Annotated in this window: 19 protein-coding genes; 18 read left to right on the top strand and 1 reads right to left on the bottom strand. The window is 60.9% G+C overall.

Annotated features, from left to right (window positions below):
- Window positions 1-13: 13 nt before the first annotated feature.
- The 18 genes from K8B33_RS07495 to mgtE all read left to right on the top strand — a co-directional run bounded on the left by K8B33_RS07495 (window position 14) and on the right by mgtE (window position 18,687).
- The gene (locus tag K8B33_RS07495) at window positions 14-883 is read left to right on the top strand and encodes a sterol desaturase family protein (protein WP_223425179.1); all 870 of its coding nucleotides are present in this window, start codon (window positions 14-16) and stop codon (window positions 881-883) included.
- Window positions 884-1,036: 153 nt separating this feature from the next.
- Window positions 1,037-2,947 carry a tRNA uridine-5-carboxymethylaminomethyl(34) synthesis enzyme MnmG gene (gene mnmG / locus K8B33_RS07490; protein WP_223425177.1) on the top strand — a complete coding sequence of 637 codons (1,911 nt, stop codon included), beginning with the start codon at window positions 1,037-1,039 and terminating at the stop codon, window positions 2,945-2,947.
- A complete protein-coding gene (rsmG, locus tag K8B33_RS07485) occupies window positions 2,944-3,615 on the top strand; it encodes a 16S rRNA (guanine(527)-N(7))-methyltransferase RsmG (protein WP_223425175.1) in 672 nt (223 codons plus the stop codon). Before mnmG ends, rsmG begins: the two co-directional genes overlap by 4 nt.
- Window positions 3,612-4,421 (top strand): ParA family protein, encoded by an 810-nt coding sequence (locus tag K8B33_RS07480; RefSeq protein ID WP_223425173.1) that lies wholly within the window; start codon window positions 3,612-3,614, stop codon window positions 4,419-4,421. Before rsmG ends, K8B33_RS07480 begins: the two co-directional genes overlap by 4 nt.
- A 3-nt stretch (window positions 4,422-4,424) precedes the next feature.
- On the top strand, window positions 4,425-5,339 hold the full coding sequence (locus K8B33_RS07475; RefSeq protein WP_223425171.1) for a ParB/RepB/Spo0J family partition protein: 915 nt from the start codon (window positions 4,425-4,427) through the stop codon (window positions 5,337-5,339).
- Window positions 5,340-5,620: 281 nt separating this feature from the next.
- Window positions 5,621-6,010: an ATP synthase subunit I gene (locus K8B33_RS07470; RefSeq protein WP_223425169.1), complete on the top strand. Its 390-nt coding sequence runs from the start codon at window positions 5,621-5,623 to the stop codon at window positions 6,008-6,010.
- 16 nt (window positions 6,011-6,026) lie between these two features.
- Window positions 6,027-6,917: a F0F1 ATP synthase subunit A gene (atpB, locus tag K8B33_RS07465; protein WP_223425167.1), complete on the top strand. Its 891-nt coding sequence runs from the start codon at window positions 6,027-6,029 to the stop codon at window positions 6,915-6,917.
- Between the two features lie 41 nt (window positions 6,918-6,958).
- Window positions 6,959-7,177 carry a F0F1 ATP synthase subunit C gene (atpE, locus tag K8B33_RS07460; protein WP_223425165.1) on the top strand — a complete coding sequence of 73 codons (219 nt, stop codon included), beginning with the start codon at window positions 6,959-6,961 and terminating at the stop codon, window positions 7,175-7,177.
- Between the two features lie 55 nt (window positions 7,178-7,232).
- Window positions 7,233-7,703 (top strand): F0F1 ATP synthase subunit B, encoded by a 471-nt coding sequence (locus K8B33_RS07455; protein WP_223425163.1) that lies wholly within the window; start codon window positions 7,233-7,235, stop codon window positions 7,701-7,703.
- 15 nt (window positions 7,704-7,718) lie between these two features.
- Window positions 7,719-8,258, top strand: a complete 540-nt coding sequence (locus K8B33_RS07450; RefSeq protein WP_223425161.1) for a F0F1 ATP synthase subunit delta — start codon at window positions 7,719-7,721, stop codon at window positions 8,256-8,258.
- A gap of 17 nt (window positions 8,259-8,275) precedes the next feature.
- Window positions 8,276-9,820, top strand: a complete 1,545-nt coding sequence (atpA, locus tag K8B33_RS07445) for a F0F1 ATP synthase subunit alpha (protein ID WP_223425158.1) — start codon at window positions 8,276-8,278, stop codon at window positions 9,818-9,820.
- A gap of 23 nt (window positions 9,821-9,843) precedes the next feature.
- Window positions 9,844-10,719, top strand: a complete 876-nt coding sequence (gene atpG, locus K8B33_RS07440; protein WP_223425156.1) for a F0F1 ATP synthase subunit gamma — start codon at window positions 9,844-9,846, stop codon at window positions 10,717-10,719.
- 34 nt (window positions 10,720-10,753) lie between these two features.
- Window positions 10,754-12,139, top strand: coding sequence for a F0F1 ATP synthase subunit beta (gene atpD, locus K8B33_RS07435; protein ID WP_223425154.1), 1,386 nt, complete (start codon window positions 10,754-10,756; stop codon window positions 12,137-12,139).
- A 24-nt stretch (window positions 12,140-12,163) separates the two neighbouring features.
- Window positions 12,164-12,598 (top strand): F0F1 ATP synthase subunit epsilon, encoded by a 435-nt coding sequence (locus K8B33_RS07430; RefSeq protein WP_223425152.1) that lies wholly within the window; start codon window positions 12,164-12,166, stop codon window positions 12,596-12,598.
- Window positions 12,599-12,753: 155 nt separating this feature from the next.
- Window positions 12,754-14,199 carry a bifunctional UDP-N-acetylglucosamine diphosphorylase/glucosamine-1-phosphate N-acetyltransferase GlmU gene (glmU, locus tag K8B33_RS07425; protein ID WP_223425150.1) on the top strand — a complete coding sequence of 482 codons (1,446 nt, stop codon included), beginning with the start codon at window positions 12,754-12,756 and terminating at the stop codon, window positions 14,197-14,199.
- A 2-nt stretch (window positions 14,200-14,201) separates the two neighbouring features.
- Window positions 14,202-16,028, top strand: a complete 1,827-nt coding sequence (glmS, locus tag K8B33_RS07420; RefSeq protein ID WP_223425147.1) for a glutamine--fructose-6-phosphate transaminase (isomerizing) — start codon at window positions 14,202-14,204, stop codon at window positions 16,026-16,028.
- Window positions 16,029-16,191: 163 nt separating this feature from the next.
- Window positions 16,192-17,061 (top strand): DNA ligase, encoded by an 870-nt coding sequence (locus tag K8B33_RS07415; protein ID WP_223425144.1) that lies wholly within the window; start codon window positions 16,192-16,194, stop codon window positions 17,059-17,061.
- A 276-nt stretch (window positions 17,062-17,337) separates the two neighbouring features.
- Window positions 17,338-18,687: a magnesium transporter gene (gene mgtE, locus K8B33_RS07410; protein WP_223425142.1), complete on the top strand. Its 1,350-nt coding sequence runs from the start codon at window positions 17,338-17,340 to the stop codon at window positions 18,685-18,687.
- 1 nt (window position 18,688) lies between these two features.
- Here the strand turns inward: mgtE and K8B33_RS07405 are convergent, their stop codons facing one another.
- Complete coding sequence (locus K8B33_RS07405) at window positions 18,689-21,571, bottom strand: putative bifunctional diguanylate cyclase/phosphodiesterase (RefSeq protein ID WP_223425139.1); 2,883 nt, start codon at window positions 21,569-21,571, stop codon at window positions 18,689-18,691.
- Window positions 21,572-21,728: the final 157 nt, after the last annotated feature.

Raw genomic sequence — 21,728 nt, 5'->3', positions numbered from 1 at the left:
TATCGGAGGCTCCATGGACAGCACCCTGACGACAACCGTGATCGTCTTTATCTCGCTCGCCGCCCTGTGGGAAATCGTGGTTGGCCGCACCCGCGACGGCCGCAAGACCAAGCAGGACTGGCACGCCGCCTTCCTCAGCACCCTGATGATGGTGGTCGTGCAGCGCCCGCTGGTGCTGCTGCTCATCACCCTGGGGCTGGGTACCCTGTTACCGGGCAGCGCGGGTTCGCTGGCCTGGCTGGAGAAGGAATACTTCTGGCTGACGCTGGTCGTGTTCTTCTGCATAGAAGAACTGCTGCACGGCGCCGCCCACCTGTTTGCTCATGCCCGGCGCCCGAAGAATCGCCGCCTGCAATGGGTGCAGGCCTTCTTCAAGATGAGCCATCGCCCGCATCACCTGTCCGGCGGCCAGGACAACAAGGGCCAGCTGAGCGTGACCCAGACCTTCGTCAACGGCTGGGCCTGGTGGCTGATCCTGCCCAACTACTGGTTCCAGCTGCTGTGCCTGTACCTGGGCCTGGTCGAAGTCTTCCTCTACGCCACCGCGTTCAAGGGCCTGTGGGCAGCGCACACCCACGTCAACTGGAACTATGACCTCTATTTCCACAACCACCGCTGGGCCTGGGTGCGCAAGACCATGTGGGCCCTGTCACATCTGCTGGTCTTCCCCACCCAGCACCACCACCATCACGCACGCGGCCCCAACTCGGCCCGCAACGTGACCTCGACCCTGGCGATCTACGACTGGCTGATTTTCGGCACCCTGGCGATCGAGAAAGAGAAGCCGAAGATGTACGGCTGGCGGCAGAAAGACGATGAGGCCAACAGCGTGCTGAAGCGCTACTTCAACTACGACGTGCGCCAGTACATGCCGAAAGGGTGAAGTCCCGCCCTCGGGCGGTCATCCGACAGAAACAGGTAGCTTCCCTCCCCGCCGTTGCGCCCTGCAGCGGCGGCCCTTTATTTTAGTCTGCCAACCTTTATACTACGCGCCCTTTCTGCTCATATTTTGAACAGGCCTTCGGGCTGAGGTGTCATGGAGTATGCAACGCGTTTCGGCGTGATCGTGATCGGTGGTGGCCATGCGGGTACCGAGGCCGCGCTGGCGGCTGCGCGCATGGGCGTATCGACGCTGCTGCTCACCCATAATATCGAGACCCTGGGCCAGATGAGCTGTAACCCGGCCATTGGCGGTATCGGCAAGAGCCATCTGGTGCGCGAGATCGATGCCCTCGGCGGCGCCATGGCGCGCGCGACCGACCGTGCCGGTATCCAGTTTCGCGTGCTCAATGCGCGCAAGGGGCCGGCCGTTCGCGCGACGCGGGCCCAGGCGGACCGCATCCTTTATAAGGCGGCCATCCGCGACATGCTGGAGAGCCAGCCCAATCTGACCATTTTCCAGCAACCGGTGGACGACCTGATTGTCGAGCAGGGTCGCTGCGTGGGCGTGGTGACCAATATGGGGCTGCGCTTTCATGCGGATGCGGTGGTGCTTACCGCCGGCACTTTCCTGGGTGGCGTGATTCATGTGGGGCTGGACAAGCAGTCCGGTGGCCGTGCGGGCGATCCGCCCAGTATTGCCCTGGCGGACCGTCTGCGCGAATTGCCGTTCCGTGTGGATCGGCTGAAAACCGGCACGCCGCCCCGCATTGACGGCAAGACCGTGGATTTCTCGGTCATGGAAGAACAATGGGGCGATACGCCGACTCCGGTGATGAGCTATATGGGGCAGGTGGAAGAGCATCCGCGCCAGGTGTGCTGCTATATCACCCACACCTCCGAACAGACCCACGACATCATCCGCAGTGGCTTTGACCGCTCGCCGATGTTCACCGGTGTCATCGAGGGCGTGGGGCCGCGTTATTGCCCGAGCATCGAAGACAAGGTCAATCGTTACCCGGACAAGAACAGCCATCAGATTTTTGTCGAGCCCGAGGGGCTGACCACCCATGAGCTGTATCCCAACGGCATCTCCACCAGCCTGCCGTTTGATATCCAGCTGGCGGCGGTCCGCTCGATCCGTGGTTTCGAGCAGGCGCATATTACCCGGCCCGGCTACGCTATCGAGTACGACTATTTCAATCCCCAGGATCTCAGGCATTCGCTGGAAACCCGGCATATGCCGGGGCTGTTCTTTGCCGGCCAGATCAATGGCACCACCGGCTATGAAGAAGCGGGTGCGCAGGGGTTGCTGGCAGGTATCAATGCGGCATTGTTGTCACGCGGCGAAGAGGCCTGGCATCCGCAGCGGGATGAAGCCTATCTGGGCGTGCTGGTGGATGACCTGATTACGCTGGGCACGCGTGAGCCCTATCGCATGTTCACCAGCCGCGCCGAGTACCGGTTATTGCTGCGCGAAGACAACGCCGACCTGCGCCTGACCGAAAAGGGCCGCGCGCTGGGTCTCGTGGATGACGCGCGCTGGGCGACCTATTGCGCCAAGCGCGATGGCGCCGAGCGTGAAGTGTTGCGGCTTGGCAGCACCTGGGTGCGGCCGGGCAGTGCGCGCTGTGAACAGGTCAATGCCTTGCTGGACAAGCCACTGACCCACGAATACAACCTGATGGATCTGCTGCGCCGTCCGGAGCTGGATTACAGCACCTTGCTGGCGGCGGCCGGGCTGGCGCCCGAGCAGCCGGCCGTGGCCGAGCAGGTGGAAATCCGTGCCAAGTACGCCGGCTATATCGAACGCCAGGCTGACGAGGTGGCACGATTACGCGCCAGCGAGAACACGGCACTGCCAGCGACGCTGGACTACGGCCAGGTCAGCGGGCTGTCCAATGAAGTACGCCAGAAGCTGGAAAACGCCCGGCCCGCCACGCTGGGTCAGGCGGGACGTATTCCCGGGGTGACGCCGGCGGCGATCTCGCTGCTGCTGATTCACCTGAAGAAGCAAAGCCTGGCTCGCCGGCAGACCGAAAAAGACGCCGCAGGAAATGCTTTGTGACGGCTGCTGATCTATCGGTAAACCCGCACCTCGCTGACCGTCTGGCGGCCGGTATCGCTGAGCTGGGCTTGGGCGACACCGTGGATGCGGCGCAACAGCAGTTGCTGCTGCGCTACGTGGCCTTGCTGCACAAATGGAACCGGGCCTTCAATCTCACGGCGGTGCGCGAGCCGCAGGAGATGGTCACCCGGCATCTGCTGGACGCGCTGTCGGTGCTGCCGCATCTGGCGCCGGTGGCGACGCTGGACGTGGGCACCGGCGCCGGTGTGCCCGGCATCCCGCTGGCCATCGTCCGGCCGGATATCGCCTTTACCCTGCTGGACAGCAACGGCAAGAAGACGCGGTTTGTGCGTCAGGCCGCACTGGAGCTGGGGCTGACGAATGTCGAGGTTGTGCAGGCCCGCGTGGAACAGTACCGTAAGGCGTCGCCTCAGGTGATTTCCCGTGCTTTCGCGTCACTGCCGGACATGCTCCGTCTGCTGGGCCATTTGCTCCCCGATGAGGGACGTTTGCTGGCCATGAAGGCGGCCGCTGCCGATGATGACGTGGCGGCGCTGGCACAGCTGCCCGGTCGACAATGGCAGGTGGATATTCGCAGACTTGTTGTGCCCGGCCTGGACGGTACGCGCCAGCTGGTGATGATTCAGCCGCAAGGAGAAACACAGTGACCACGGTATTCGCAATCGCCAATCAGAAGGGCGGGGTGGGCAAGACCACCTCCAGCGTCAACCTGGCGGCGTCGCTGGCGGCAACCCGCAAGAAAGTCCTGCTGGTGGATATCGACCCCCAGGGCAATGCCACCTCCGGCTCCGGGGTCGACAAGCACGGCTGTGAAAACACCATTTATGAAGTGCTGCTGGAAGAAGTCTCCATTGAAGAGGCGATCGTCAAGACGCCGGAGGCCTCTGGCTATGATCTGCTGGTAGCCAATGGCGACCTGACTGCGGCAGAAGTGCAGCTGCTGGATCTCAAGCTTAAGGAATTCCGTCTGCGCAACGCCCTGGCGCGGGTGCGCAACCGCTACGATTACATCCTGATCGACTGCCCGCCGTCGCTGAACATGCTCACCATCAATGCGCTGACGGCGGCGGATTCCGTGATCGTGCCGATCCAGTGCGAGTACTATGCCCTGGAAGGGCTGACCTCCCTGCTCAACACGATCGAGAAGATCAGCAGTGTACTGAATCCGAAACTGCATATCGGCGGCTTGCTGCGGACCATGTATGATCCGCGCAACAGTTTGTCCAACGATGTTTCCAATCAGTTGATCAATCACTTCGGTGACAAGGTCTACCGGACCATCATTCCGCGTAACGTGCGACTGGCCGAGGCGCCCAGCCATGGCGCGCCGGTCATCAGTTACGACGCCAAGTCCCGTGGTGCGATCAGTTATCTGGCGCTGGCGGGGGAAATCCTGCGCCGGGAACAGGCGATAAATCAGGCCAGACAGGCCGACACAGCAAAGGTGGAATAAGGCATGGCGGCCAAGCGTAAAGGCGGACTGAGCAAAGGGCTGGATGCACTGCTGAGTCACAACAATGCACCCCGGGAAGCGGTGGATATCAGCGGCGATGCAGCCGCAGCCGAGGCAGCGCTGGCTGATTCCACGCCGCGTGATGGTGATTTGCGCAAGCTGCCGGTGGATACCATGGAGCGCGGGCGCTACCAGCCGCGCCGTGATATGTCCCCGGAGGCGCTGGAAGAGCTGGCGGAGTCGATTCGTGCCCAGGGCGTGATGCAGCCGATTGTGGTGCGCCCGATCGGTAACAAGCGCTACGAGATCATTGCCGGTGAGCGCCGTTGGCGTGCGGCGCAACTGGCCGGGCTGGATACCATCCCTGCCGTCATCCGTGACGTACCGGATGAAGCGGCCATTGCCATGGCGCTGATCGAGAACATCCAGCGTGAAGACCTCAACCCGATGGAAGAGGCGCTGGCGCTGGCGCGCCTGAAAGACGAATTCAAGCTGACCCATCAGCAGGTGGCCGATGCGGTGGGCAAGTCCCGCGCCATGATTACCAACCTGCTGCGCCTGATCAGCCTGGAAGAAGATGTCCGCAAGCTGCTGGAGCACGGTGATCTGGAAATGGGCCACGCCCGGGCCTTGCTGGCGCTGACGGGCCAGAATCAGATCGAAGCGGCGCGCATGGTCGTGGCGCGCGGGCTCAATGTGCGGCAGACCGAAGCGCTGGTGCGGGATTTCGACAAGGTGCGCGCCACGCCGCAGCCGCCGGAGCGTGAAGATCCGAATGTGCGCCAACTGCTCAACGACCTGTCTGACCGGCTCGGTGCGCCGGTGGCGATTCGCCAGGGCGGCGGCGGCAAGGGCAAGCTGGTGATCAGCTACAACAGTCTCGACGAGCTCGACGGCATATTGGCACACATCAAATAGCGTCTCGGGCGCTGCCTTGACGCAGGGCGGACGAAACTGCCCTACAATCCGCGGCTAATACTTGGGTCGCGGTTGATACCTGCGCCCCTTATCCCTATACTCTGCGCGCCTGAGATCGGGGCTCACCGACACGTTCTGTGAGTGCTTTCCGCGAAAGCTGCCCGGCAATGTCAGCGTGCCTCATTCGCCTTGTCTGCAGTGATTGCCGCAGACAGGATCGTGACCGGGGACAGTGTGTGGCTAAAACGTCTTACACGGGCGCCGCAATGTTTCGGGGCCTGATGACAGCTCAGGCAGCAGCGATAGCTGTATGCAGCATCCTCGCCGGCCTTCTTGGCGGTGCCCCGGTGGCCATTGCCGCAGCCTGGGGTGGCGGGATCTGCTTGCTGGCCCACGCCTGGGCGGGCTTTCAGTTATGGTTGCATCCCGGCAACCGTCGCTCCGAGCGACGCCAGGCCGGCGCCGCGATCCGGGCAGAGATGGGCAAGATTGTCATTATGTTGCTGCTATTCTGGCTCACCTTCAGGGAGATGCCGGACATGCGCAGCAGAGAAACAGCGGCAGCGCTGTTCGCCGGATTCTTTCTGACGCAGGTTGCAGGATGGATCTGGCTGGCACGCTACGGGGATGCACCGCTGGCACAGCGGCACACCCCTCACCACGACAGATAATGGTTGGATTGAGCAGATGGCCTACGAAACTCCGCAGGAGTATATCAAGCACCACCTGACTAACCTCACCTATGGCAAGGTGCCTGCTGGCACTCCTGTCTGCGACTCAAACGCCAACCTGACTGGCGAAACGTACCAGGAGACCTCCTGGATCGTTGCTACCTGTTACGAAGAACTGGAAGCCATGGGCTTCTGGGCATTCCATATCGACAGCCTGGGCTGGTCCGGTTTTCTGGGTGCCGTCTTTATCCTGTTGTTCTGGCTGGCCGCCCGCAAGGCGCAGGCTGGCGTGCCCACCGGCTTCGTCAACTTCATCGAGATCATCGTTGATTTCGTCGACAGCCAGGTGCGTGACACTTTCCACGGCAAGAGCAAGATGATCGCCCCGCTGGCGCTGACCATCTTCTGCTGGGTGTTCCTGATGAACTCCGTGAAGCTGATCCCGGTGGACTTTGTTCCCGGCGCGGCGCACTGGCTGGGCCTGGAATACTTCAAGATCGTACCCACGGTTGATCCCAACATTACTCTGTCGATGTCATTCTGCGTATTGCTGCTGATCATCGGCTTCAGTATCAAGGCGAAGGGTGTGGGCGGCTTCATTGCCGAGCTGACCCTGCAGCCGTTCTCCTCCAGCAACATCGTGCTGAAAATTATCCTGATCCCCCTGAACCTGGTGCTCGAACTCGCGGCCTTGCTGGCCAAGCCGGTCTCGCTCGGCTTGCGACTCTTCGGGAACATGTACGCGGGTGAGTTCGTGTTCATTCTGGCAGCTGCCCTGATGGGTGCCTGGCAGGTGGCAGTGGCGTGGCCCTGGGCAGTGTTCCATCTGCTCGTCATCACGTTGCAGGCGTTTATCTTCATGATGTTGACCATTGTTTATCTGAGCCTGGCCTCGGAAAAGCATTAATAGCGTTTCACAAGCAACCTAAATCGTAACGGGAGTGAAAAATGGAACTGAATCTGATTGCAGCTGCAATTGTAGCCGGCCTCGCGGCCATCGGTGCTGGCCTGGGTTTTGGCATGATGGGCAGCCGTTTTCTGGAAAGCCTGGCGCGTCAGCCTGAACTGGCTCCGATGCTGCAGACACGCATGTTCATCGTCGCAGGTCTGCTGGATGCTGTGCCGATCATGTGTATCGCTCTCGCGTTCCTGATGGTATTCCAGTAACAGATAGCCGTCCCGTAATGGGTTATTCACAGATAATGTGGTTTGAGGTGTTCGCATGAGTATGAATGCAACACTGTTGGGTCAGGCGATCTGGTTTGCGCTGTTCGTCCTGTTCTGCATGAAGCTCGTCTGGCCGCCGCTCGTCAAGGCGCTGGAAGAGCGGAAGCAGAAAATCGCCGAAGGTCTCAACGCCGCTGACCGCGCTGAGCGTGATCTCGAGCAGGCCCAGCAAAAAGTGTCTGAGAATCTGACCGAGGCCAAGGCCAAGGCAGCCGAGATTATCGAGCAGGCCAATAAACGGGCCAGCCAGATTCTCGAGGAAGCCAAGGTCAACGCGCGCACCGAAGGTGAGCGCCTGATTGCCAAGGCCCAGGGCGAGATCGAACAGGAAATCAACCAGGCGCGCGAGCAACTGCGTAAAGAGGTGTCAGTACTGGCACTTTCCGGTGCGGAAAAAGTACTGGGCGCAGAAGTAAACCGCGACGCGCACAAGCAGCTGCTCGAGCAGCTTGCGGCTGAACTCTGACAGAACGGATAAACCATGGCTGAACTGACCACCATCGCTCGTCCGTACGCCAAGGCAGCCTTCCAGTTCGCCCAGGCCGCCTCTGGCCTGGCGCAGTGGGAAAAAATGCTGGGTGTCGCCGCTGTTGTGGCGGAAGACCCGGCCATGCGTGCCTTTCTGGCGCAGCCTGCGCTGAGTCATCAGCGCAAGGCCGAGTCGTTCGCTGAAGTGTGTGGCGACGATCTGCTGGACGAAAGCGGCCGTAATTTTATTGCGCTGCTGGCGCAGAACGAACGTCTGGCGCTTTTGCCGGCGATCTTCAGCATGTTCCATGCCTTTGTGGCGGAGCAGGAAGCATTTGTCGATGCAGAAATCGTGTCGGCCCATGCGCTGGAAGCGGATGAAACAGAGCGACTGGTCGCGGCGCTGACAAAGCGTCTTGGTCGGGAAGTGCGAGCCACCAGCAGTGTTGACGACAGCCTTATTGGCGGCGTCGTGATCCGGGCCGGTGATACCGTGATTGATGGCAGCGTGCGCGGCAGATTGTCCCGCCTGGCCGAGCAACTGAACTCTTGAGTTTGAGGGATTGAAGCATGCAGCAACTCAACCCGTCTGAAATCAGCGAGATTATCAAGCAGCGCATTGGCAAGCTTGATACCTCCACCCAGGCGCGCAATGAAGGTACCGTGGTATCCGTATCTGACGGTATCGTGCGCATCCATGGTCTGGCCGACGTCATGTACGGTGAAATGATCGAGTTTGAAGGCGGCGTGTTCGGCATGGCCCTCAACCTTGAGCGTGACTCCGTAGGCGCGGTGGTCCTTGGTGACTACGTCGGCATTGCCGAAGGTCAGAAGGTCAAGTGCACCAGCCGCATTCTGGAAGTGCCGGTCGGTCCGGAACTTCTCGGTCGCGTTGTGGATGCCCTGGGCAACCCCATCGATGGCAAAGGCCCCCTGAACGCCAAGATTACCGAACCGGTCGAGAAAGTCGCTCCCGGCGTAATCTGGCGTCAGTCGGTAGACGAGCCGGTACAAACCGGTCTGAAGGCGATTGATGCGATGACACCGGTTGGCCGTGGCCAGCGCGAGCTGATCATCGGTGACCGCCAGATCGGTAAGACCGCCATTGCCGTCGATACCATCATCAACCAGAAAAATTCCGGCATTAAGTGTATCTACGTCGCGATCGGTCAGAAGCAGTCGACCATTGCCAACGTGGTGCGCAAGCTGGAAGAGCATGGTGCGCTGGAAAACACCATCATCGTTGCCGCATCGGCGTCTGATCCTGCTGCCATGCAGTATCTGGCCCCGTTCGCCGGTTGCGCCATGGGCGAATACTTCCGCGACCGTGGTGAAGATGCGCTGGTGGTTTACGATGATCTGACCAAGCAGGCCTGGGCTTACCGCCAGATTTCCCTGCTGCTGCGTCGTCCGCCGGGTCGTGAAGCGTACCCGGGCGATGTGTTCTATCTGCACTCCCGTCTGCTGGAACGCGCCGCCCGCGTCAACGTCGAGTACGTCGAGAAGTTCACCAACGGTGAAGTGAAAGGCAAAACCGGCTCCCTGACCGCGCTGCCGATCATCGAAACCCAGGCCGGTGACGTGTCTGCGTTCGTACCGACCAACGTGATCTCGATCACCGATGGCCAGATCTTCGTCGAAACTGACCTGTTTAACTCCGGCGTCCGTCCGGCGATGAACGCCGGTATCTCCGTATCCCGGGTTGGTGGTGCAGCACAGACCAAGATCATCAAGAAGCTCGGTGGTGGTATTCGTCTGGCCCTGGCGCAGTATCGTGAACTGGCGGCATTTGCCCAGTTTGCGTCCGACCTGGACGAAGCGACCCGTTCGCAGCTGGAGCACGGTCAGCGTGCTACCGAACTGATGAAACAGAAGCAGTACAGCCCGCAGTCCGTCGCCGAAATGGGCGTCATGCTGTATGCCGTCAACGAAGGCTTCCTGAAAGACGTGGCCCTCGACAAGATCGGCAAGTTCGAGGCTTCGCTGCTGGATTACATGAACAGCGAAAACAAGGCGTTGATGGACAAGATCAACGAGAAGGGCGACTTCAACGGCGAGATCGAGTCCGGCATCAAGGAAGCGATCGAGAAGTTCAAGGCTACCCAGACCTGGTAATCGTTGCTTAAAAGGATAGTCCTATGGCCGGCGCGAAAGAGGTACGTACCAAAATCGCCAGCGTCCAGAGCACGCGGAAAATCACCCGTGCGATGGAGATGGTGGCCGCCAGCAAGATGCGTAGAGCACAGGAGCGGATGTCGGCGACCAAGCCGTACGCCAGCCGTATCCGCAATGTGATCGCGCATCTGGCCAACGCCGATGTGGAATACCAGCATTCTTTCCTCGTGGATCGTGAGGTAAAGAAAGTCGCCTACATCGTTGTCTCGTCAGACCGCGGTCTGTGCGGTGGTCTCAACGTGAATCTGTTCAAGCAGATGCTGCGTGAAGCCCGCGACTGGTCTGACAAAGGTGTTGCAGTGCAGTACTGCGCCATCGGCAACAAGGCGATGAGCTTCTTCCGCAGCTTCGGCGGCGACGTTGTCGCCTCCGTTAACGGCTTGGGTGACGCGCCACATCTGTCAGATCTGATCGGCACCATCAAGGCGATGATCGACAGCTTTGAAAATGGCGACATTGATCGGATTTACCTGGTGTACAACGAGTTCGTCAACACCATGACACAGCAGCCGTTCGTGCAGCAGGTTCTGCCGCTGCCCGCCGGTGAGGTGGCTGAGTTTCGTGATGAGGGCAGCGAGCACCGCTGGGACTACATCTACGAGCCAGCACCGAGAGAGCTGATCGAAGGCCTGTTGTTGCGGTTTATCGAGACTCAGGTGTACCAGGCGGTCGTGGAAAACAACGCCTGCGAACAGGCTGCGCGGATGGTTGCCATGAAGGCGGCGACCGATAACGCGGGTGATCTGATTCGTGATCTGGAGCTTCTGTATAACAAGGCCCGTCAGGCTGCGATTACACAGGAAATCTCCGAAATTGTTAGTGGTGCTGCCGCGGTCTGACCGGGGCGGACAAGCAAGCTGAGAGGATGCAAGCATGAGTAGCGGTCGTATTGTTCAGATTATCGGCGCTGTAATCGACGTGGAATTTGCGCGCGATCAGATCCCCAACGTGTATGACGCGCTGACGGTGAGTGGTGCCGACACCGTTCTGGAAGTACAACAGCAGCTCGGCGACGGCGTTGTCCGGACTATCGCGATGGGTTCCACCGAAGGCCTCAAGCGTGGCCTGGATGTGGAAAACACTCACGCGCCGATCCAGGTGCCGGTGGGGAAAGAAACCCTCGGCCGCATCATGGACGTTCTGGGTCGCCCGATTGACGAAGCTGGCCCGATTGGCGAGCAGGAGCGCATGCCGATTCACCGCAAGGCGCCCTCTTACGCGGATCAGGCTTCCGGCAACGAACTGCTGGAAACCGGCATCAAGGTAATCGATCTGATCTGTCCGTTCGCCAAAGGCGGCAAGGTCGGTCTGTTCGGTGGTGCGGGTGTAGGCAAAACCGTAAACATGATGGAGCTGATCCGGAACATCGCGATCGAGCACTCCGGCTACTCGGTATTCGCCGGCGTGGGTGAGCGTACTCGTGAGGGTAACGACTTCTACCACGAGATGAAGGATTCCAACGTACTGGACAAGGTATCGCTGGTATACGGCCAGATGAATGAGCCTCCCGGAAACCGTCTGCGCGTCGCGCTGACCGGCCTGACCATGGCTGAAAAATTCCGTGACGAAGGCCGCGACGTACTGCTGTTCGTCGATAACATCTACCGTTACACCCTGGCGGGTACCGAAGTATCGGCCCTGCTGGGCCGGATGCCGTCTGCGGTAGGTTACCAGCCGACACTGGCGGAAGAGATGGGCGTGCTGCAGGAACGGATCACCTCCACCAAGACCGGTTCCATCACCTCCGTACAGGCCGTATACGTCCCGGCGGATGACTTGACTGACCCGTCTCCGGCAACCACCTTTGCCCACCTTGACGCCACCGTGGTACTGAGCCGTGACATCGCCGCCAAGGGTATCTACCCGGCGATTGACCCGCTGGATTCCACCTCCCGTCAGCTGGATCCGCTGGTGATTGGCGAAGAGCATTACGAAGCCGCCCGTGGCGTACAGACTGTACTGCAGCGCTATAAAGAGCTGAAGGACATCATCGCCATTCTGGGTATGGACGAGCTCTCCGAAGAAGACAAGACCACGGTAATGCGTGCACGTAAGATCGAGCGTTACCTGTCCCAGCCGTTCTTCGTGGCGGAAGTCTTCACCGGCTCCCCGGGCAAGTACGTGTCCCTGAAAGACACCATCCGCGGGTTCCAGGGCATTCTGACCGGTGAATACGATCACATCCCGGAACAGGACTTCTACATGAAGGGTTCCATCGACGAAGTGGTCGAGGCCTACAACAAGCGTCAGGCCAAGTAATTCGCCCGAGCGGGAGAGAAGCACATGCCAGCAAAAGTGCATTGCGACATCGTCAGCGCTGAACGTCAGCTGTTTGCCGGTCTGGTGGAAATGGTTGTGGCCGCCGGCAGCGAAGGTGACCTGGGCATTCTGCCCGGCCACGCGCCGCTGCTGACCGCGCTCAAGCCGGGCCCGGTACGCATCATCAAGGAAGGTGGTGAGGAAGAAGTGTTTTACGTCAACGGCGGCTTCCTCGAAGTGCAGCCCAAGGTCGTGACCATTCTTGCTGACAGTGCCGAGCGCGCCCATGATATGGACGAAGCCGCAGCAGAAGAAGCCAAACAGCGTGCCAAAGAAGCGCTGGAAGGCAAGAGCTCCGAGATGGATTACTCCGCTGCCTCCGCGCAGCTGGCCGAATCTGTCGCGCAGCTGCGGGCCATTCAGCAGATGAAAAAGAAATTCGGCGGCTCCAGCAAGTAATTGCCGGCAAGTCGTTGTCAGAAAAGGGGTGGCTGAGAAGCCGCCCCTTTTTTGTTCAGCCGCATGCCTGCTGGTGCCTGTGCCGTGCTCCCTCGCCGGCCATGGGGTAACATCGGGCTTGGCAAGAACAGGCTCTGCAAGCAGAAGGAAGTGCAATGGAACTGGCAATCGTGATTCTCGCAGCGGGCAAGGGCACGCGCATGCGTTCCGACCTGCCCAAAGTGGCGCACCCACTGGCGGGCAAGCCGATGCTCGGGCATGTCATCGACACCGCGCGCGCGCTGTCGCCGGGCAGCATCTGTGTGGTGTATGGCCACGGTGGCGACCGCGTGCGCCGCGAGGTGACGGCCACGGATGTGATCTGGGCCGAGCAGGCCGAGCAATTGGGTACCGGCCACGCCGTGGCCCAGGCCATGCCGCATATTGCTGAAGACGTGGTGCTGATTCTGTATGGCGATGTGCCGCTGATTCGCGCCGAGACGTTGCGCGAATTTGTCGCCCGCGTACAGCCGGACCGGCTGGCGTTGATGACGCTGGAGATGGCCGACCCCGGTGCTTACGGCCGCATTGTGCGCAATGCGGATGGCGCCGTGCAGGCGATTGTGGAATACAAGGACGCCGACGACACCCAGAAGGCGATTCGCGAAATCAACACCGGCATTCTGGCCTGCCCTCGGGCATTTCTGGACCAGGCGCTGCCAAGGCTTTCCAGCAACAATGCCCAGGGCGAGTATTACCTCACCGACGTCATTGCCATGGCGGTGGCGGACGGGCTGAGTATCGAGGCCGTGCAGCCGTCATTTCCGTGGGAAGTGGACGGCGTGAACGACCGCGTCCAATTAGCGCGCCTTGAGCGTGTTTACCAGCAAGTACAGGCAGAGGCGCTGATGCGCGCCGGCGTTACCGTGCTGGATCCGGCACGCCTGGATATTCGCGGCAATGTGCGCTGTGGCCAGGATGTCGTACTGGATATCAACACGGTACTGGTGGGCGATGTGGATATCGCAGCCCGCGTCACCATTGGCCCGAACTGCCTGATCCGCAATGCCCGTATTGGCGAGGGCTCTCATATCGAGGCGAACTCTGTCGTCGATGGCGCCGTGGTGGGTAATGACTGCCACGTCGGCCCGTTCGCGCGTCTGCGGCCGGGCACGGAGCTGGCTGCGGGTGCCCGGGTGGGTAACTTTGTCGAGACAAAAAAGACACTGATCGGCGCGGGCAGCAAGGTTAATCATCTGACCTATCTGGGTGACACGACCCTGGGCCAGGGCGTCAACGTTGGCGCAGGCACCATCACCTGCAACTACGATGGCGTGAACAAGTTCGAGACACATATCGGCGACGGCGCCTTCATTGGCTCCAACAGTTCACTGGTCGCCCCGGTGTCCGTCGGCCCCGGCGCAACAGTCGGCGCGGGCAGCGTCGTGACCAAAGATGTCCCCGACAATGAACTGGCGGTGGCGCGATCGAAGCAGCGCAATCTCAGCGGCTGGCAACGGCCGGGCAAGGTGTCTCAAGACAATGTGTCTCAAAACAAGGCATCTCAGGATGCAGCGGCTGCAGCACAGCGCGGTGATACATCTCAGCAAGGAGAGCAGTAACTATGTGCGGAATCGTAGGCGCCATCGGTGAGCGTAATGTGACCGGCATCCTGATCACCGGGCTCAAACGTCTGGAGTATCGCGGATATGATTCCGCCGGTCTGGCAGTGGTCGCAGAAGGTCTGCTGCACCGCGTGCGGCGTGCGGGCAAAGTCGCGGGCCTGGAAATGGCAGCAGACGAGGCGGCCACGCAGGGCACGCTGGGCATTGCTCACACCCGCTGGGCCACCCACGGCAAACCCACCGAAACCAATGCCCACCCGCATATGTCCGGGGATGATCTGGCCGTGGTCCACAACGGCATTATCGAAAACTACCAGAGCCTGCGCGAGCAGCTCATTGCCGACGGCTACCGCTTCACGTCCGAAACGGACACCGAAGTGATTGTGCATCTGCTGCATCAGGCGCTCGCCGCAGGCAGGGATTTGCTGCAGGCCGTCTCGGAAGTTGTGCCGAAACTCCACGGCGCTTATGCGCTGGGCGTTGTCAGTGCCGACGAACCCGACCGTTTGATCGCCGTCCGTTCCGGCAGCCCGCTGGTCGTGGGGCTGGGTATCGGTGAGAACTATATTGCGTCGGATCAGCTTGCCTTGCTGCCGGTGACCACGCGCTTCATTTTCTTGCAGGAAGGCGATGTGGCGGAAGTACGCCGCGACGGTGTACAGATTATTGATGCGAAGGGCGTTGCCGTTGAGCGCAAGGTGCATGAGTTTGATGGCACCCACGAAGACGTGGAGAAAGGCGAATATCGCCACTTCATGCTGAAGGAAATTTTTGAACAACCTGCTGCGCTGCAGCGCACACTTGAAGGGCGCATTAACGGCCCTGAAAGCCTGGCCCACTTGCTGGGTGAGCGCACCGAACTGCTGCAACGAGTGCGTAATGTGCAAATCATTGCCTGTGGTACCAGCTACCACGCGGGCATGGTGGCGCGGTACTGGCTGGAAGATCTGGCCGGTGTCTCTTGCCAGGTGGAAGTGGCCAGCGAATTCCGTTATCGCCAGCACGTTGTGCCGGAAAATACCCTGCTGGTGACTATCTCCCAGAGCGGTGAAACCGCTGACACGCTGGCCGCCCTGCGTGGCGCGACCAGCGCGCACTATATCGGCCGCCTGGCGGTCTGCAATGTGGACAGCTCATCGCTGGTGCGCGAATCCGAAATGGCATTGCTGACGCGCGCCGGCCCGGAAATCGGCGTGGCGTCGACCAAGGCCTTTACTACGCAGCTGGCGGCCTTGTTGTTGCTGGTGTTGGCCACGGCACGCGCCCATGGCGTCCGCGATGAGCTCCTTGCCGACATCCTGACGGACATGCGACAACTGCCGTCACTGACGGAGCAGGCCTTGCGCCTTGATGGCGCCATCCATGAGCTGAGCAAAGATTTCGTGGAAAAACATCACACCCTGTTCCTGGGGCGTGGCACCCAGTATCCGGTGGCCATGGAAGGTGCGCTCAAACTGAAAGAAATTTCCTATATTCATGCGGAAGCCTACCCGGCCGGTGAACTCAAGCACGGTCCGTTGGCGCTGGTGGACAAGGACATGCCGGTCGTCGCCGTGGCGCCGAATGACGAACTGCTGGAAAAACTGAAATCCAATCTTCAGGAAGTGCGTGCGCGTGGCGGTGAGCTGTACCTGTTTGCCGATCACCACGCAGAACTCAGTGACGCAGACGGCTTCACCGTACTGACCATGCCCAAGGTGCCTGAATATCTGGCGCCGATCATCTACACCATCCCGCTGCAACTGCTCAGCTACCATGTGGCCGTGATGCGTGGCACCGATGTGGATCAGCCCCGCAATCTGGCCAAGTCGGTGACGGTGGAATAGCCTTCGCACATCAGCGCACATCAGCGCACGTCAGCCATCCACTATGATCGCCGTAAGAGATCCCTGACCCGACACGGAATTGTGCAGCAGTTCCGGTGTCGGGCGAGGTGGCGATGGTCTGAGCCGTCTATATTCCTCCTGTCACTTTCAGGGAGGAATGACAATGGTGTATCTACTGCTTGTTCTGGTGCTGGCACTGTCCGGCGTGGGTCTGGCTTCCATTGCGCACGCCGCGCCGCCGCCGGTGCAATTGGCCAGTGTCTATGACGACACTGTCTACGACGACAGTACGGATCTCGCACAATTCTGGATCAGCGAAAAACTCGATGGCGTGCGCGCCTATTGGAATGGCACCCGGTTGATATCCCGCCAGGGTAATGTGTTTGCTGCCCCGGACTGGTTCATCCGGGATTTTCCTGACAGGCCTCTGGATGGGGAATTGTGGATGGGGCGGGGCACCTTTGACCGCCTCTCGGGCACCGTGCGGCGCCAGACGCCGGATGAGTCAGCCTGGGCAGACGTGCGCTTTATGGTGTTTGATGCGCCGGACATGGCGACGCCGTTCGATGAGCGGGTGCTGCGACTGCGTGCGTTGCTGCAGCCCCCGCCGTCGGCCTACATTGCCACGGTGCCGCAGTTTCGTGTCAGCAGCCAGGCCGCGTTGATACGGCACCTGGATGATGTGGTGGCTGGCGGTGGTGAGGGGTTGATGCTGCATCGGGGCAGCGCCCGGCATCTGGTCGGTCGCTCGCCCCATCTGCTCAAGCTCAAGCCCTGGCAGGATGCCGAGGCCGAAGTGGTGATGCACCTGCCGGGAGAAGGCCGCAACAGTGATGTCATGGGTGCCATGCTGGTCAGAACAGAGGCCGGTCAATACTTCCGTCTGGGCACGGGCTTTACCGATGCGGAGCGCGCTGACCCACCGCCGGTGGGCAGTATCGTGACCTACAAGTACAGCGGTATGACGCCCAACGGCATTCCGCGCTTCGCCAGCTTCCTGCGTATGCGTGAGCCCGATGTCCTGACAGACTGAGAGCGCCTTCCATGCAGCCCGGCGCCCCGCCTCACAGGCGGGGCGATTCATTGACCGTAGGTCATGATTTCCGATATTGTTGCGCCGCCATAAGCTGGTAAGACAACTACGATATATATGGAACCTTCCAGTACCAGTGCCGACGCGAACGGCACCCACGAGAACGCTGTCCGCGACACCCTCGCTGGCACGCCCCCCCGGCCTCAGCTCCGCCCCTGAGGCTCGCCGGCGCGTCATGCGATATGATGCGTCTGACGCGTAAGGAGAGGCGAGCGAATGACCTACGAGACTCTGGCCGCTGCCCTGCAGGCCGCCATCGCCGAGGATGATCGTGCCGCGATCCCTGGCCTGGTGGCCGAACTGAATTCCGCTGACCTTGCCGATGTGATCGGTGAGAGCAATGAACCTGAAAAAGGCATCATGGTCCTGCAGACCATGGCGCTTGAGCAGCGTGCCGAGACCTTCGGTTATTTGCCCATGGCGCTTCAGCAGGCCATCGCCGAGCGCCTGTCGCCCGGCGACCTCGCCGAGCTGGTGACCGCCATGTCCGCCGATGAGCGGGCCGACCTTTTCAACGTGCTGGATGACAACATCCGCTATCTGCTGTTCAAGCGCCTGGCGCGGGAAGAGCGGGAAGATTTGCGCCGTCTCGCCAGCTACGAAGAGGGCACCGCCGGGGCCATCATGACCTCCGATTATGCGGTGGTGCAGTCCGGCATGAGTGTGGGCCAGGCACTGGAAAGCCTGCGCCGTACCGCCCCGGACAAGGAAACCATTTACCAGGCTTTTGTGGTGGATCAGGACCACCGCCTGTTGGGCGCCCTGTCGCTGCGGCAGCTGATCGTCGCCACGCCGAATCTGCGCGTGGATGACCTGATGGCTCGCGAGGTGGTCACGGCGACCACCGATACTGCGCAGGAAGAGATTGCCAAGCAGATCTCCCGCTATGACTTGCTCGCGCTGCCGATCCTCAACGGCAGCGACAAGCTGGTGGGCATCGTGACCTACGATGACGCGATGGATGTCGCCGAGGCGGAAGCCACGGAAGACATGCACAAGGGGGCGACGGTCGGCAAGCTGGACACCAGTTTGCGGGAGGCTTCCCCTTATGCACTGTATCGCTCACGGGTGCACTGGCTGGTGATTCTGGTGTTCGCCAATATCTTTACGGGTGCCGGCATCGCCTATTTCGAGGACACGATTGCCGCGCATATTGCATTGCTGTTCTTCATGCCATTGCTGGTCGCCAGCGCCGGTAACGCCGGTGCGCAGTCAGCGACCCTGATGGTGCGCGGTATTGCCACCGGCGATGTGACCGGCAGCGACTGGGCCAGGCTGTTTGTGAAGGACATCATGGTGGCCTCGGCGCTGGGCCTGACCATGGCGGCGGCGGTGCTGTTTGTGGGTTTCTTCCGGGCCGGTATTGATATCGCGATCGTTGTCGCCCTGACGATGATCATCGTCGTGCTGGTGGGTAGCCTGATTGGCATGGGTTTGCCGTTCATTCTCAACAAGCTCAACTTTGACCCCGCCACGGCGAGCACGCCCCTGATCACGACCATCGCGGACGTCAGCGGTGTCATGATCTATTTCGGGATTGCCACGGCCATGCTCGGGTTGGGCTGAATCAGGCGCGCGCCTGCTGCTGTGCCCGAAGCAGTTGCAACAGCTCGGCTTCAGGGACCGGCTTGCTGATCAGGTAACCCTGGATGCTGTCGCAACCCATGCTGCGCAGGATGCGCAGGTGGGAATCGGTTTCCACGCCCTCGGCGACCACGCGCAGGTTCAGGCTGTGGGCCATGTCGATGATGGCGCGGGTGATGGCGGCATCGTCCGGGCTCTGGTCCAGCTCGGTGATGAAAGAGCGGTCGATCTTCAGCGTATCAATGGGGAAGCGCTTGAGGTAGCTCAGGGACGAGTAACCCGTGCCAAAGTCATCCAGCGACAGCTCCACGCCGCGTTTGCGCAGTGACTGCAGCAGCGCAATATTCTTGTCCAGATCTTCCATGATCAGGCTTTCCGTCAGCTCCAGTTCCAGCAGGTGTGCGGGCAGCTCCGTGGTCTGCAGTACCCGGTCGACGATTTCCAGAACGTTGCCCTTGCGGAACTGGTGGGCGGACAGGTTCACGGAAATGCAGACATCAGCAAAACCCTGCCGGTGCCATTGCACTGCCTGGCGGCAGGAACGTTCCAGTACCAGCTCGCCGATCGCGCTGATCAGCCCGGTTTCTTCCGCCAGCGGAATGAAGTCCTTGGGGGGCAGCAGGCCCATGGTCGGGTGCTGCCAGCGCACCAGCGCCTCCACCGAAGTGATGCGGTCCGTGGCCAGGTCCATCTTCGGTTGGTAGTGCACCACGAACTCATTCTTGAAGATCGCCTTGCGCAGGCTGGTCTCCAGCGCCAGCTGTTCCACGGAAGCCACGCGCATGTCACTGGAATAGAACTGGAAGGTGTTGCCGCCAGCACGCTTGGCCTGGTGCATGGCCAGGTCGGCCTGATTGATCAGCGTCTGCACATCCTTGGCGGTGTCCGGGAATACGCTGACGCCCAGGCTGGCGCCCAGCAACAGCTCATGCTGATCAAAATGGAAGGGACGGCGCATGGCGCCGATCAGTCGCTGACAGACCTGCTCGAGCTCGGCGCGGTTGGTGTAGTTCTCCACCATCAGGGTGAATTCGTCACCGCCCACGCGGGCCAGATTCTCCTCGGCGAAACCGCAGCCACGCAGCCGCTCGGCGGCCAGCTTCAGCAGGCGGTCACCGACCTCATGGCCCAGGGAATCATTGATCGGCCGGAAGCGATCCAGGTCGAGGAAAACCAGAGCGGTGCGTTCCCGATTGAGACGCGCCAGGGTCAGCGTTTTCTGCAGGCGTTCGCGGAACTGATTGCGGTTGGCGAAACCGGTGAGGCGATCAAAGTTGGACAGGAACTGTACGCGTTCTTCTGCTTCCTTGCGTGCCGTGAGGTCGGAAAACATGCCGACATAGTGGGTCAGGCTGCCGTTCTCATCATAGACCGCGCTGATCTGCAGCCACTCCGGATACTCTTCGCCGGTCTTGCGGCGTTCCAGCAGCTCGCCTTCCCAGAACCCCTCACTTTTCAATGCCTGAACAATGGTCTGATACACGGGGCGATTACCGGGCAGGTTGCCAACCCCGCCGACGGCATGCCCGATGACCTCCCGCTCGTGATAGCCGGTGATGCGCGTAAAGCAGTCGTTGACGGTCAGAAAGCGGAACTCGGGGTCGAAAATGAAAATTGCCTCCGAGGCGTTCTCGAAGACGGTGGCCGCCAGCCGTAACTGCTCACGGGCTTCCTTGTCCTCGGTAATGTCGCGACGGGTGCCGATCATGCGCGTGGCCCGGCCCTGCTGGTTCCAGGCCACCACACGCCCCTCATCCTGAATCCAGTGCCATTGGCCGTCGGCATGTTGCAGGCGATAGATCACCTGATACTGGCTGCTGCGACCTTTGAAATGATCCACCATGGCGGTGCGGATACGCGGAAAGTCACTGGTGTGCACCAGACGCTGCAAATCCTCCATGAAATTACCCAGCGCCTCGGGCTGGTAGCCCAGCAACCGCTCGAAATTCGAGTGGAAGGTTTCGCCGCTGACCAGATTCCAGTCCCACAGGCAGATGTTGCTGGCATCCAGCGCCAGTTGCAGCCGTTGGCCGGTAGCCGCCAGTTCAGTATTGATCTGTTCCAGTGCCCGGGTGCGGTCGCGCACCGTGCTCTCGAGGCGATCACGGGAGTCCTGCAGGCGCTGGCGGGCTTCCTTGCGCTCACAGATTTCCTGGGAGAGCTTTTCGTTCAGTGCCTCGGCATTGGCGCGGGTGCGGTTGAGGTAGGCGATCAGGGATTCATTGCGCGCCTGCAACGCGAGGGTGTCCCGGCTGCTGCTGTGAATACGACGCGCCGCCAGCATGCCGAACACCATGAAGATCAGCAGCCCCCCGGTGAAGGGGTAATAGTCCGGCGAGGCCAGCGCCATATGCACGGCCAGCGGGACCAGGGAGACCACGGGGTAGAGCATGCCGGCGATGAAGTGCACGCTGCAGATTGTCAGCGCTACGACCGTCAGGCCCAGGATCAGGGTCAGAATCAGGGCCTGTAGCGTGACATGCTCTGGCTGGAGGAGCTCTGCGACGGGGTTGAACCAGACCACCGCAATCCCGAACAGTGCGCCGTTGGCCAGGATGCAGGCGGTGAGGCCGAGCCGCCAGCTGCGCAGGGACGCGGCGTCGCCGTCGAACTGGCGTAACAGCTGGCCTGCGACCACACGCAGGAAGACGATGCCCAGCACCATGGCGGTCCAGGTCAACAGTTGCCAGGACGGCACGCTGCTGGCCCGGTAACCCACGAGCAGCACCAGCGCTGCCAGGGCCTCCACCAGATTCAGTACGGGCAAGCCGCGCGCCAGCACGCGGGTCTGGGCATCAGACAAGGAGGTGCCGGACAGCGCGGTAGCAGGTATTTCCGGGATTTCTGATGCTTGCGGTGCTGGCAAAATTCCTCTCCCGCCCTGCTTGTCGGAAAACGAGCTGTGTTTTTGAGTTTCAGTGTAGCCGGGGCCGGGCAACAGTAAAACAGGCTTTACACATTTCCGCAGGGCAATCACCGCTTTGCGGTACACAGGCGGCTTTTTCGGCCCGGATCAGGCCCCG

The organism is Alcanivorax limicola (assembly GCF_019931215.1).
Lineage (GTDB): Bacteria > Pseudomonadota > Gammaproteobacteria > Pseudomonadales > Alcanivoracaceae > Isoalcanivorax > Isoalcanivorax limicola.
The sequence above is the reverse complement of the archived record's forward strand: the minus strand, read 5'-3'. Positions and strand labels throughout refer to the sequence as shown.